This is a genomic window from Endozoicomonas sp. ALB032 (assembly GCF_049310125.1).
Taxonomy (GTDB): domain Bacteria; phylum Pseudomonadota; class Gammaproteobacteria; order Pseudomonadales; family Endozoicomonadaceae; genus Endozoicomonas_A.
On the sequence record NZ_JBLYNW010000001.1, the window covers coordinates 357165 to 371917 of the forward strand.

The 14753-nt window shown below is 45.8% G+C and carries 8 protein-coding genes; all 8 read right to left on the bottom strand.

The window, feature by feature from the left end; genetic code table 11:
* Nucleotides 1-91: 91 nt before the first annotated feature.
* The 8 genes from ACO6VG_RS01325 to ftsH all read right to left on the bottom strand — a co-directional run bounded on the left by ACO6VG_RS01325 (nucleotide 92) and on the right by ftsH (nucleotide 14470).
* A complete protein-coding gene (locus ACO6VG_RS01325) occupies nucleotides 92-1969 on the bottom strand; it encodes a TRAP transporter permease (RefSeq protein WP_422472317.1) in 1878 nt (625 codons plus the stop codon).
* Nucleotides 1970-1985: 16 nt separating this feature from the next.
* The gene (locus tag ACO6VG_RS01330; protein ID WP_422135252.1) at nucleotides 1986-2903 is read right to left on the bottom strand and encodes a TAXI family TRAP transporter solute-binding subunit; all 918 of its coding nucleotides are present in this window, start codon (nucleotides 2901-2903) and stop codon (nucleotides 1986-1988) included.
* Nucleotides 2904-3122: 219 nt separating this feature from the next.
* Nucleotides 3123-4460, bottom strand: a complete 1338-nt coding sequence (gene glmM, locus ACO6VG_RS01335; protein ID WP_422135253.1) for a phosphoglucosamine mutase — start codon at nucleotides 4458-4460, stop codon at nucleotides 3123-3125.
* Between the two features lie 314 nt (nucleotides 4461-4774).
* Nucleotides 4775-5626 (bottom strand): dihydropteroate synthase, encoded by an 852-nt coding sequence (gene folP / locus ACO6VG_RS01340; RefSeq protein ID WP_422442501.1) that lies wholly within the window; start codon nucleotides 5624-5626, stop codon nucleotides 4775-4777.
* A gap of 293 nt (nucleotides 5627-5919) precedes the next feature.
* On the bottom strand, nucleotides 5920-9168 hold the full coding sequence (locus ACO6VG_RS01345) for a CHY zinc finger protein (protein WP_422412830.1): 3249 nt from the start codon (nucleotides 9166-9168) through the stop codon (nucleotides 5920-5922).
* Between the two features lie 572 nt (nucleotides 9169-9740).
* Nucleotides 9741-11096 carry an AAA family ATPase gene (locus ACO6VG_RS01350; RefSeq protein ID WP_422135256.1) on the bottom strand — a complete coding sequence of 452 codons (1356 nt, stop codon included), beginning with the start codon at nucleotides 11094-11096 and terminating at the stop codon, nucleotides 9741-9743.
* Entirely contained in the window at nucleotides 11089-12042 is a 954-nt protein-coding gene (locus tag ACO6VG_RS01355) for a reverse transcriptase domain-containing protein (protein WP_422135257.1), read from the bottom strand. The genes ACO6VG_RS01350 and ACO6VG_RS01355 overlap by 8 nt, the downstream gene beginning before the upstream one ends.
* 439 nt (nucleotides 12043-12481) lie before the next feature.
* Nucleotides 12482-14470, bottom strand: coding sequence for an ATP-dependent zinc metalloprotease FtsH (gene ftsH / locus ACO6VG_RS01360; RefSeq protein ID WP_422137037.1), 1989 nt, complete (start codon nucleotides 14468-14470; stop codon nucleotides 12482-12484).
* Between the last annotated feature and the right edge of the window lie 283 nt (nucleotides 14471-14753).

A 14753-nucleotide genomic window follows, 5' to 3' on the forward strand; every position in this document is an offset into this window, starting at 1 on the left:
GCCAGTGCATGAATAGCCTTCAAGAACGTTAACTTTATATCAGAGTACTGCACATTAGCTGATGAATGAGAGCGCGACCGGCCCATATCACTCAACTCGAATGAGAACGCAACACAGCCCCAATTGCTCGCCACTGCATTAACAACAGCATCATTACAAGAAAAATACCCAAAAAGCCTAAACCCGCAGGATTAAACAGTAGAACTGGTAAACTGCTGAAGGCCAAACCTCTTTCCAACAGGCTTAATCTTCTAATCAGGTAACCTTCGACAACAACAGCCATGCTAATAATGATGGCTATTGTCCGGGCAACCGCGATAACCAATCCGGCAAAATCCTCTCCAGTATTAATTAAACCGGTATAGGCCATCATAATCGGAATCAAAAATAAGCCCGCCGCCAACTTGAACGCCTCAACGGAAGATTTAATTGGACTGGCATTAGCAACACCCGCTCCCGCAAACGCTGCCAGAGCGATAGGAGGCGTTACATTGGAAGTCTGAGACAACCAGAAAACCATCAGATGCGATGTCAACAGAGGCAATCCAAAATCACCCAACAAAGGTACAGCCATTACCGCCAATACTATATAGGCAGCAGTGACAGGCAATCCCATTCCAAGCACCAGGGCAACAAGACTGATGAGAATCAGCGCAGTAAACATATACCCACCGGAAAGTGCCATAACGAACTGCGTAAACTGCAACCCAATACCGGTCTGTCCTACTACCCCAACAATAATTCCTGCCGCTGCACAGGCAACAGAGATAGGCAAGGCCAGCAGCGCACCAGACTTAAGCCCTTCAATGATCTTGCTGACACCTATACGACTATGACTTCTCAGTGACGCCGCCACCAGAATAGCCGCACAACCGGCCACGCCCACCAGAAGAGGCGAGTACCCGATCATCAGCAGGCTAGTAATCAGGGCCAGGGGAAGAAGGAAGTGAGCACCCTGCTTCATGACACTCCATACCGCTTCAGTCCGACTGACTGTTGGCAATTCAAGTTTGCAGGCCATGATATGGACGTACAACAGTGTACAGAAGAAGTAGAGCAGTGCAGGCGCAATGGAGGCAATCATGATGTCGCTGTAGGGCACACCGGTAAATTGCGCCATCACAAAAGCACCTGCCCCCATAATAGGTGGCATTATTTGCCCACCGGTTGATGCAGCGGCTTCGATACCTGCAGCCTGTTCTGGCTTATAACCCAGTTTTTTCATCATCGGTATGGTGATGGAGCCAGTGGTCACCGTATTGGCAATAGCAGATCCGGAAATAGAACCCAGACCAGCGGAAGCAATAACGGCTGCCTTGGCAGGCCCTCCCCGGTATTTACCGGCAATAGCAAATGCCAGATCAATAAAGAACTTGCCTGCGCCTGTTACCTCAAGGAAGGCTCCAAACAGAACAAAGATAAAGACAGTGGTGGCCGCAATGCCCAGCGCAGAACCAAACACGCCATTACTGGAAAAGATCTGAAACTGCACCCATTCCTGAACACTGTAACTCTTGGTTGCCAGAGCACCTGGCAGCATATCCCCAAAACCACTATAAGCCAGGAACAACAATGCTATGAACACCATCACCCAGCCTACAGCCCGACGACAGGCCTCCATCATCAGCACCACATAGACGACACCAGCATAAAGGTCATAATCGGAAAGACCATACAGAAGATAGTTAATATCGTTGTAGTCAAAGTTAATAATTCGAAAGCCCGCCACCACAGTAGCCAGGGCCAGAATCAAATCAAACAGCTTGACTGGCACAAAAAAACGACTCTCTTCGTTTTTCAGCAAAGGATAATGAAGAAATATCAGCACCATGACCCAGGCCAGATGAACCGGCCTGAAATAGGTGGCAGAAATCGTCGAGGTAATCCCCTGCCAGATCTGAAACACAGACAGAAGTACTGCACAGACAAGAACCAGATAACCCAGCGCTTTGATCACGACTTTATTCATTCGGCCACCCGAAAACTCAATTGATGGAATTCAGGTATTTTTCAGCACCCGGATGCAAAGGCACACCGGACAGGCGAGTGGCATTGCCTTTGGTAGTGGCTTCGGCCACTTTTACCACCTTGCGAACATCATCCATGTTTTCAAAAGCTGCTTTAGTCAGGCTGAAAGCCATGTCGTCAGACATATCAGCTCGCACGACGAGGACATTCCAGATACTCAGGGTATCAACCGCCTCAACGCCGTTGTATACATCACCCGGAATGGTATAACTGCTGTAAGCAGGGTTTTCAGCAATGAATTTCTCACGCTCTTTTTCAGAGACTGGCAGGACACGAATCGGGTGAGTCAGAGCGACTTGGGTTACAGCGCCTACTCCCTGACCACCGACAATAAAGCCCGCATCAACCTGACCATTAGCCAGTGCATTGGTGGTTTCAGAATAATTCAGGTAAACAGCGCGGATATCTTTTTTGGGATCAACACCCACACTCTCCAACAGTGCAGCAGAGGTAACAGCGGTCCCGGAACCCGGTGCACCCAAAGAAACCCGCTTACCTTTGAGGTCAGACAGTTTGGCGATGTCAGAACTTTGAAGGGTCAAAGCGTGAACCAGATTTGGATAGAGGGCAAACAACACCTTTACCGGCATCTCACCGGGAAACTTGCCTTCACCCCTGTATGCATCGAGAACCACATTCCCCATGGCAATGCCAGCCAGCATATCGCCACGAACAACCTTGATAGTATTTTCAACAGAAGCGGCAGTAACTTCTGCTTTTACATTAACCCCATGAACCTTATCAGACCAAACTTTTGCCAGTGCACCACCGAGCGGATAATAAATACCACTTTGACCACCGGTACCAATGGAGTAGTTCTGTGCAAAAGAGAACGCTGGCAGGATCAGCATAAAGAGGGCAGCGACAAAACGCATGATATTTCCCCTGTAAAATATTTTTTATTTTTCTTTCGAGCAACAGCAGTCAAGTCCGGGTAGACTGACCCGTACAAATTTGACACGCCGGTTTTTTATCCTACCTAAGGAAAGTAATTCAGAGAAGCAAGAGGTTGCTTAAAACTGTCGTAGATCAATAATAAACTTCAAAAGCAACAGACTGACTGGAAATCATCCAGCCAGCCTGTAAAACGAGAATCAGGACATTTCCCGTTCAACCACCATGGCCAGTCTTTCGGTGTGAGCACGAACTTCTTCGGCATTCTCACCCTCTACCATGACACGGATAACAGGCTCAGTGCCGGAAGGCCTCAAGAGCACACGACCACGACCTGTCAGTTCAGTTTCAGACTGTTGCACAGCGGCAACAATACCCGGTACTTTATCAGTGTCTTTTTTCTCTTTTACCCGGACATTAATCATGGTCTGCGGGTACTTGCTCATTCCTCTACGCAGCTCAGACAGTTTTTTACCTGAACGAACTACGGCCTTCAAAACTTGCAGCGCAGAGACAATACCATCACCGGTGGTGGACACATCTCTACAGATGATATGACCGGAGGACTCACCACCTATCTGCCAATCATGCTCCAGCAGTAACTCATTGACATAACGATCACCGACTTTGGCTCGGGCAAAAGGAATATTGTTGGCTTCCAGAGCTTTCTCCATTCCCAGGTTTGTCATCAGAGTGCCGACAACCCCTCCCTTCAGCTCATTATGTTGACGACGATCCAGAGCAATAGCGAACAGCAGCTCATCACCATCAACAATCTCACCATTGTCATCCACCATGATGACTCGATCGCCATCACCATCAAAAGCAATTCCCAGATCAGCTTCACGTTCTTTGACAATTTCAGCCAGATTGTCAGGCTGGGTAGAACCACAACCCTCATTGATATTCAAACCGTTCGGGTTAATTCCAATGGCTTGAACATTGGCACCCAGCTCTCTGAACACAGCAGGACCCACCTGATAGGTAGCACCATGACCGGCATCAATCACGATATTCATGCCACGCAAGTCGAGAGGGTAGACAGTACTGGCTTTGCAATATTCGATATAACGACCGGAAGCATCATCCAGTCGGGTCACTTTACCCAGCTCACCAGAGTCAACGACCTCAATAACACCTTCTATCAGAGCCTCGATTTTTGCTTCAACATCGTCTGGCAATTTGCTGCCATTACCGGTAAAGAACTTGATACCGTTGTCGTAGAAAGGATTATGAGAGGCACTGATTACAATTCCGGCCTGACCATTAAAAGTGCGGGTCAGATAAGCGATAGCAGGTGTCGGCATAGGGCCGGTCAAACATACGTCAATACCCGCCGCAGACAGACCGGCCTCCAGAGCAGACTCAAACATGTAGCCGGAGATACGGGTATCCTTACCAATAACGACTTTACCCTCGCCCTCTGCTGCCAGAACCTTACCCGCAGCCCAGCCCAGCTTGAGAACGAAATCCGGGGTAATAGGAAACTCACCCACCTTGCCTCGAATACCATCGGTGCCGAAAAATTTGCGACCCATAAAGCAACCCTTATGCAATAATCTGGCGCCTGAATCCGCTGTCAGACAGCACTCTCAAATGGCTAGACAAAAAGGAGTGACAGGTGAAAACAGGCGATATTCTGCTTTGCCATGATGGCGTCGCAGAACAAAAAATACTGAAGATATACTCTGAATTATGACATGACTGTCATACAGACTTAATAGAAATGATTGTCTTACAAATGACAAAATTCTCCCTACCTGCGCTTAGAGCCAACGCTGCGAAAAAAGGGAGAAATAGAAAAAAGAATCAGAGCCAATGCCTGCCCACAAGAGCAGGCGATTAAAACACCTTAAGCATTCCTGACTGCATCTACCATACGAACTGCATCAACGGTTTCAGCAACATCATGAACTCGAATAATTTGAGCCCCTGCCCGGGCAGCCAGAGTAGCAACGGCAAGACTTGCACTTAACCTCTGCTCTGCAGGCTTATTCAACACAGCACCAATGAATGACTTTCTGGACATTCCTGCCAACACCGGGAAGTTAAGAGCAAGCACACGATCCAGATGTTTGAGTAACTGCAGATCATGGGCAGGTGTTTTTCCAAACATGCCGCCACCAAATCCCGGATCAAGTATCAGTCGATCTCTGGTAATACCCGCCGTTTCACAGGCACTGACACGCTCAAGCAGATACTCATTCACTTCGCTGACCAGATCATCGTATTGAGGCACAAAGCCTGGTTCTGTCTGTTCAACCAGCGAATGCATCAAAACGACAGGAAGGTCGGTGGCGGCCGCCGCCTCAAGAGCTCCGGGCCTCAACAGAGCACGCACATCATTAATCATGCCTGCACCGGCTTTGCTGGCTTCAGAAATAACCAGGGCAGAACTGGTATCCACAGAGACCACCTGATCAAAGTTCGTTCTCAAAGCTTCCACAACAGGCACAACCCTCTCAAGCTCCTGCTCACTGGTGACTGTTCCGTCTGCTCCTGGCCTTGTGGATTCACCACCCACATCCAGAATATCGACCCCATCGCGAACCATTTGCTCAGCACTACTCAGCACCTGATCCAGACTCTGATAACGACTGCTTTCATAAAAGGAGTCCGGGGTAATATTCAATACTCCCATGACCAGCGTTCGGTCAAAAGTCAGAGACTTTCCGGCACAATTTAACGTCTTCATTTTTTTCATATACCCAATCTACGAATACCACTAAAAATCATCCAGACTCAGCTACTGCCTGATTTTACAGGCCAATTGTTGAGACTCTCTTTCATTCTGCCCATCAATCAGGCTTTACAGCGCCCGTCTGGAAACTCTCAAACACCTGAGAATAGAAGCTTATAGCCGAAGCGAAGATTTTCCACAACAGACCGTTTCCACACTCAAACCTCAGGCCATTAATCCACAAATACAGCCTGGCAAGGTTAATATTTCCACCACTGCATTCAATCTCCAGGCCAGGGGTGACGAAGATGTGGTATTCACCTTAACCGGAAGGGATCCCTGCACACTGGGCAGCTTGTCACTCCGTTTTGAATCATCGCATCAGCGCATTCCCTATGGACTCTGTGGGAGCAGGGTAGTATCTGGCAGCCGCCGAAGGCGTCTTCCAGACAGATACAGCATTCATCGTGCCCTGAATCGGGTCGGCATATGTGATCACCTTTTAACTTTTTATTCAGGCAGATGTTGCAAACATCACAGTGATAGTTTTTCTCCTCATATACTCGACAAATGCCGCATTTATCACAGTGGTACGGATTTAGTTCTGCACTGATGAAGTGTTTACACTTTGCACAGAAAAAGTCAGACATCCGCTCGTTGCATCCCGGGCATGTCTGGGAACCATCCGTAATTTCACCTTCATATTCACAGACTGTACATTGAAGGTGTGTTGCGTCAGAAGCCTTGCAATTTTCAGCTTGACAGCGGGGGCTTGCGTTATGACATCTATGGCAGGGGAAATAAAGGCCACAGCACTTGAATTTCACAAGGCAGCGCCTGTGGTAGTGTTCGCACATTGGCTTTATGCTTTCTTGCCGAGATAGCGGTAACTCCCCACCCGACCGGTTTGCCTTCACATCAGGGAGGCTCGACTGCGGGCAAGAAGCAGAACTCTTCGGGTCACTGGCTGACATCGCTGGACTGGCTGCTGCCACCTGTTGGAGGGCTTGCTGGATCATTAAGTCTATTAATTCTTGTTGTTTCCCGAGCTCTCCCTCCAACTTTTCGATATTTTCCCTCAAACGTTGGTTCTCAGTGTCTGACTGGGTCACCCGTTTCCAGAGCCTTTGAGCTACTGCAGTAAGATTTTGATTCTTTATAGCCAACTCCTGATTCTCTGCTCTTACCCCCTGAACCTCCTGAGTTAATCCTTGATTTTCTATTGTTAACCTTTGAACCTCTACTGTTAACTTTTCAGTCTGTTGTCTTTCTATCTGTTGTCTTTTTTGCTCTTCTTTTTCCTTAGCGATTCTTTTCAGATCAATTGCTTTTCTAAGCCTGAGGTAATTACTTACAACACCTTCTAACTTATTCAATTTATGTTTCAAATTTTTAGCCCGATGATCGTCGGGGCTATTGTCAGCATTCACTGCATTTCCCGGAGTAATCGTCGGGAAGTCTGGAGGTTGTCCAAGGCTGGCTCTCTTTTGGGAAGAGTCATTTTGCCGATCAGCAAACCCGGGCTGTTTTGGCCTTGCTCCCTGCTGTAAGTATCTATCAGCTGTTAGATTAGAGGAACTGCCCACAGAGCCCGAGGTACTCTGGTAGCTATCAACCTGCTGGATGGGATCTGTGAATGTATTTGCATTGATGGCAATTATTTCGTTGGCAATATTATCACTGTTACTGATCAGAGGCTCTTGTGGTGTAGAGCAAGATTGCAACTGCATGTACAGTTTCTCTGAGAAGCTTATTAATTCATGGGATGACGGGTGCTGATCAAATCGTATAAGGGTATCCAGAAAAGAGGTGGAAAATGTAAATGATTGTGCATAAATCATGATATCGTGACTTATAGCGACATCTGATATTTTCCCTAACAGATTACGAATAAGTTCAATGGGGTTTGAATAGTTCAGGAACAAGTGAACGAAGTACTCAGTAAAGCAACATTTTTCAAATTGTCCTATAGGTGGCTGTTGATCAGGTTGATTGACCCTATGAATGATGTCCTGAACAATCTTATGCAAAATCATCAGGTTGTTTTCGCCGACCTTGAGCAGTGTCTCGTCAGTTGGAATGATCGGTTGCAGTGAAGACAGAATACCAAGGTCATTCAAAGTCTGTTTTGTATCGCTCGTGGCTTCTATCAGCTGCTCGATAAAACGGTTGCGCAATGAATTCTCTTTGCAAGAACGCGGCAGTGCCAGTACCGCCTCAAGAGGAGTGACAGTATTCCCCCTGATGTTCGTGCCTTTTGTTTCCAAAACCTGTAAACGTTGAGGCCTGTCCAGTTCATCCAGTATTTGCCTCAGCTTATAAACTGCATTGCGATCGCTGCCCTCAATAATGGCAATAAGCTGGTCAGCAAGTTCCTGAAGGTCTTGAGTCGTCGCATTTTTTTCACTCTTGTCACCATCATCGTCTTTTCTGTTATTTTCATTTCCGCTACCATCACTGTCTTCTCCAGATGATTGGCCCTCCTGATCTTCAGGTTCTTCTCTTTCCTCCTCTTGATGGTCGTTATTTCCGTTCTCAGGTCCTGCATCGGATACGCTATAAGAGGGTTGTCCATCCCCATTACCTGCCTTCAAGACAGCACTCTCAAGAAATAGTTTGAAACAGCCAAGCTGCCACTGAAGACTTTCGCTGGCAGGACAGGTATTGGCTGCACGCCGAAGAAGAGTATTCCAGAAATCAACATCGATCAATTGTTCAATATCGAGAAAGTCAAGCCAGCTAACGGGTATTGTGACTTCGCTGGAAGAACCATCGCCATTAACGCGTGTAATTTTCAGGTGTGCCGGGGATGACTGCTGGTCAAACGAAATAGAATCCTTGCCAATGGACATCAACCATGTGATGACGGGTTTCAGGATAAGCAGGTCTATTTCGAATAACCCCGACGGCCTGCCGCCGCCTCCGGGCGGAGGCGGGGGTGGGAGCGAATAGAAAAAGCCACCACCCCCGTCACTGGAAAAATCAGCAATGCCAGTGAGCTTGCCTCCTGTCAATGTCATTGTGTTATTCAGGGCTTGCTGCGTTTCCAGCCCACTGACAGTCATGTTGTCGGAATAGGCCAGAAGAATAAGTGAGGTAGCATGGGGTTTGTTATTCAGAAGCGGATCGGTGTTTACTGAAGTAAGCTCAGGTCTGTCTGCCGTCGTGGATTTCAAACGAACAGTTATGCCATTTTCCGAGACTCCTTTTGATACATGCTGGAAAATGGGTATTTGTCCCTCTGACAGTATCGTTAGCTGATAGCAATAGTTGCTCAAGTCGTTCGTGACTAATATTGCGATACTGTTCGAATCTGCTGGCGCCACAGGTGCATTAAAGCAAAGAATGCTGTTTCGGTCATTGAAGCCTTCGAGGAGCAGCAAAATCAATTGCCACTGAACCTTATCCTGCGGATCTGCATCATCATTGATTTCAATCCGAACCTTGTACCCATCAGGACTATGCCGATCAATAACGGTTGAGGAATAGCATAACTGTGCAACCACCGTTGTTATTAATGAAAGAACAAACGCTATTAAGGCTACCAATGAGCGGTAAAAATGCACTAAAGTCTCTCTGTACAATTTGGTCAATAATACCAAATCCGCCCTTTTTGTCTGATAGAAAACCAATTCAATCTGTGTTGACTTTCTGCTCTGGAAAAATAAAGGAACGCCATTGGCTAATTTCATTATTCGAAGTACAGAGAGAGAATAGCCAAGAATTTCTGAATCGCTATATGGATATGATTGCCATGTGCCAAAAAAGCTTCCGTAGACCGACCTCTTCACCTTAAAAATACTTATCCAGCAGGTCAGTAAGGCATTTGCGGGGAGGGCTGGGTTGGTAACGTGAAAATCACGGGCCAATAAAGGGATATTCATAATAAGTCTACAAGTTGTCAACTTATTTCAGGACGGGACACATCATAAAAAAAAGGGATCAATGTTAGCCAGCGGGTTCACGGATAACACCATCCCGAACCATCTACAAAGCAAGACTCAGTCCCTGATCCAGATCCTGGTAACGACAGCTTTGACAAAAGGATTCTGGAATAGTATTCAATATTCCCATGACCAGCGCTTGGTCAAAGGTCAGAGTTTTTCTGGAACAATTCAACTTACTTTTTTAAAAAACGCTAAGCACCACCCAAGTTCAAGAACAAGTCAATTTCGTTGACTAACTTTCTAGTCTCTATTTCATTATGCTCAACGATTAATAGGTATAACTTATTGAGATTTAGACCTTTATCCGCTACCAAATACTTCCAATACGATTTTGAAGCTTTCTTGGCCTGACTCGACTCCTTATAGGAAGGGAGCTTGACTTCTGGAAACAACTCATCTCGATTCTCATAGATAAATAGCTCTAGATCCTGAACAGGAGAACAAAGTATTCTTGACTCACCACTGTAACCTTTGCACATTTCAGAAAACACATCCCTGTCCACAATAGCTAAAACATTCTTAGAATCTGAAAAAATTTGATCACTATCATTTTTTTCAACAATCATTCTCAACTGGTTGACACCACCCAAACCAATCGTTTTATGCTGATAATATGGAATTATTGAGAAATGTCTGATAATGAACTCTATAAAACCTTCCAATACGGAATCTTCTGTTAAGATGTAACGATCAAACCCTTTAAATCCGTATAGGTCAGCCTTGATATAGCCAAATGAACGCTGCTCCAAGCTCACTTGATCATTGTTACTCTCAAGGTAATACAGCCCTCCATCATCTACAGTATTCATAAAAGCTAACGAATGAGAAATAACAATCAAGCGTGAATCGCGTTGTCGTAACAAAGACTTTAAAGCATGGAATAATTTCACCTGTGCAGCCGCATCCAGAGCTACATCCAACTCATCAACAATAATGAGCTTTGCCTTTGATGTCACAAGCCTGAATATCTGTATAAGAAAATACTCTCCAGAGCTTAAGTGATCTTCGCGTATATAGGTAGCATCGTCTTTTGGAATGAAATAATAATTCTTTTTCCCTATATTAATCATTTTCAGGTTATCAAACTTATCATCCCCATAAACCTCATGAAGAAACTTGATTAACTCTTCAGCCCTCTCATAATCTTGAGTTGCATTACGAACAGATATTTCAGAGTTCTGAGCTGCTATTGCTGAAAAATGCTGAAACCTTTGCCCATCAGGAATAGGTAACTCCGCTAAAATCGCTCCCTCTTCAGGCAGAAAATCTTTAGTGTCAATTACACCCAATTTACTTTGATAGGCATAAGAAAAGGGAGAAAAACCATCTAGATCAAATTTAATTTCACTTCCTTCGCTTATTGCTTTATGCACGGTAGAGCTTTCAAAAACCTTTGGATTTACGATAGTTTTAAATGCTTTAACCAAAGTTGTTTTACCTACACCATTCTTTCCAGTAACAACTATTATATTCGAGTCAGGAAAGTCAAAACTAACTCGCAACTCCGAGACATTTTTAATGTTTCGAATTACAACAACATCAGCCATGCCACTTATCCTCCATCAAAGAACGTAAGGCATAAGCACCATATTTTCTTTGCAATTTTTCCAGATAGCCTGGATCAATGGATCTGGCATAGTGTAACAAACCAAATAAAGAATGTTCCTTTCCAGTCAACGTCTCATCTAAAACCCGGTTAAAACGTTTTCTATCAGTCACATAAAAATGTAATAACATTTCAAGCTGTCTTTTATACTTAGAATCGATTGTGACTTTCCCTCCTTGAGTCACAACAAGCCCTAAAACTTTAACTTTATTCCCTGTATGTGTGAAACGAGTTTTATCATCATTCAACGTCAGTAACGGTGAAGCATTAGAATCCAGTAGAAGCTGAATAGTTTCAGATAAATGTTCAAAACCATCGAAAGTCTTAGCAGAGATAACAATATCGTCAGAGTATCGAGTATAGGTATAACCCCTACCAGCACAATAAACACTCAATTTTTGATCAAAACTCAATAAGAAAGCATTACTTAGTTGAGGCGACGTAGGAAACCCTACTGGTAAAGACCCCTGCCATGTCATCATGCCCACTAACAGAGGTATATACTCTTTTATGTCTGATATCGGTACATTAGCTTCATTTCTGGCTAATATTTCTCTGACATCGACGTTTGAAATATTCGAGAAAAAAGCCTTAAGATCCGTCATAAAAAAATGAGAGTTGCCTGCATGAGCCTGAACAGCCGTAAGAGCACTTTTACCTTTGACATATGAATGGACAACATCATCAGCCCTCTTGAGATACCTCAAGATAACTTTATCAATAAATCTGAGATACTTTTTGAGTTTTACCGATGGGCGGAAAAGATCCCGAGAATTCGCAGAAAAGGCTAGCACCTCCTGACTCTGACTCATTACACAAAAGTCATTGAAAGATTCTTTCTCATGAAACACTGCATTAAATGCCTGCTCCAGCGTTCTTTTGTTCACGCAACCTCCCGACAATATGCAAAAACACATTCTCCCTAATAACAATAAGCTACAACATATCAGTATTGATATATACAAAATGCAAAAAGAAACGATAGAGTACAGGGACGACAGTCAGAATAGATTAAAGACAAACTAGCCAGAGAGGGTAGCAGTATTTTCAACCATCAACCCTCTCAAAAGAGGGTCGTGGAAGAAATGACATGAAGGCCACTAGGGACCAGCTTTACGACTGGAGCTACTCCTAGTCACTGGTAGCAAGAAGTATAGCTTCAACACTTATTTAAGGTCAATCTACAGCAACTTCATGCATTACTGTCATTTTTTGCCCCAAAAAAAGTCGGACTCAGCACAAACCAGCCAACAAACTTAGCCTCTTCTCAAGCCATACAAAAAAGGCAGGATAACAATCCTGCCTTTTTTGTTTCATAAGAAGGGATCAATGTTCGCCAGCCGGCCCACCAATAGGTCCTTTCTTATCATCATTGTCGCTGTTGGCATTATTATCACCGTCAGCACCTTTTGACTTGGATGCTTCAGGAGTCTCTTCTGCCTTGATACCCGCACCACCATCACCGTTGGATGAAGAGCCGGAAGATTCCTTGGGTGGCCGAGGCTTCTTGCCTTCCATAATGTCATCAATCTGATCAGTATCAATGGTTTCGTATTGCATCAATGCATCAGACATCAGATCCAGCTTGTCGCGGTTTTCCTTTAGAAGTCTCTCAGCAGTGTCATAGCACTCATCAATGATGCTGCGCACTTCTTCGTCGATCATCTTGGCAGTTTCGCCAGACACATTCATGCGTCCGCCACCACTGCCGTAGTTCTTGCCCAGAAACACTTCTCCTTCTTCATCATCATACTGAAGAGGACCCAGCTTCTCGGATAGACCCCACTTGGTCACCATATTCCTGGCAATCTGGGTTGCACGCTGAATGTCATTGGAAGCACCAGTGGTGACACCCGATTTACCCAGGGTCATTTCTTCGGCGATACGACCACCGAACAGTGAACAGATCTGACTCATCAGAGCCTCTTTGCTCTGACTGTAACGGTCTTCCTCGGGCAGGAACATGGTGACACCCAGTGCTCGACCACGAGGAATAATGCTGACCTTGTATACAGGATCATGATCAGGCACCAGACGGCCAACAATAGCGTGACCGGCTTCATGATAGGCCGTATTTCGTTTCTCTTTCTCACTCATCACCATGGATTTGCGCTCGGCACCCATCATGATTTTATCTTTGGCAAGATCGAACTCATGCATACCTACCGTGCGCTTGTCGGCGCGGGCAGAGAAAAGTGCCGCTTCATTGACCAGGTTGGAAAGATCTGCACCGGAGAAACCGGGAGTACCACGGGCAATCACTGCCGGCTCAACGTCATCTCCAATAGGCACCTTGCGCATATGAACTTTCAGGATCTGTTCACGACCACGGATGTCTGGCAGACCTACCACAACCTGACGGTCAAAACGGCCGGGACGCAGCAGCGCCGGATCCAGTACGTCGGGACGGTTCGTTGCCGCAATTACGATAATACCGTCGTTTGCTTCGAAGCCATCCATTTCTACCAGTAACTGGTTAAGTGTTTGCTCACGCTCATCATGACCACCACCCATACCAGCACCACGGTGACGACCTACAGCATCAATCTCATCGATGAAGATAATGCAGGGTGCCTGCTTTTTAGCTTGTTCGAACATGTCACGGACACGGGAAGCACCCACACCCACGAACATTTCAACAAAATCAGAACCAGAGATGGTGAAGAACGGAACCTTGGCTTCACCTGCAATAGCCTTGGCCAGCAGAGTTTTACCAGTACCCGGAGGACCTACCATCAGGACACCACGGGGAATGCGGCCACCCAGACGCTGGAACTTGCCCGGGTCTTTCAGGAAATCCACCAGTTCCTGTACGTCTTCCTTGGCTTCTTCAACACCCGCTACATCAGCAAAAGTCGTCTTGATCTGATCTTCCGACAACAATCGGGCTTTGCTCTTGCCAAAGCTCATTGGGCCACCACGGCCACCGCCGCCGCCCTGCATCTGTCGCATAAAGAACATGAAGACGGCAAGAATCACCAGAATCGGGAAACTGGCAACCAGCAACTGTGTCCAGATGCTCTGCTTTTCAATAGGTTTGGACTCAATTTGAACATTGCCGCGCAATAGCTCGTCCATCAGCTGATTATCGGGCACTGCCGGGGGCAGGTTGGTCTCAAAACGCTCACTGTTGTTCATTAGTCCAGTAATGGTAAACCCGTCAATCACTACCTTGCTGACCTGACGGTTTTCTACTGCACTGATGAAATCTGAATAACTGAGCTTCTGAGTAGAAGACTGCATGCCATCGAAGTTTTTGAATACGGTCAACAGCACCAAGGCAATGATGACCCATAAAATCAAGTTTTTTGCCATATCATTCAAAGGGCTACCCTCACTTGAGCGTACTGAAGCCTGTGGCTAACGGTTTTAAAGGGCATAATTACCGGCTCTGCTCTCTCTTATGGTTAATCCGCAGCTTCTACCATACACGAATGGCAGTGAGGGTGACAGTCATCAGCTGGCTATTGGGCAGATAGAAAAAATCTATAATGCCGACAGGTCTGCTTGAAACTGCGCTGCGACAAGGTTTTTCGCGTTTACCTAACGGGTTGTCAGGTTTCTGTCAAGATTCGATAGCGTTTAACCATCACCCTTG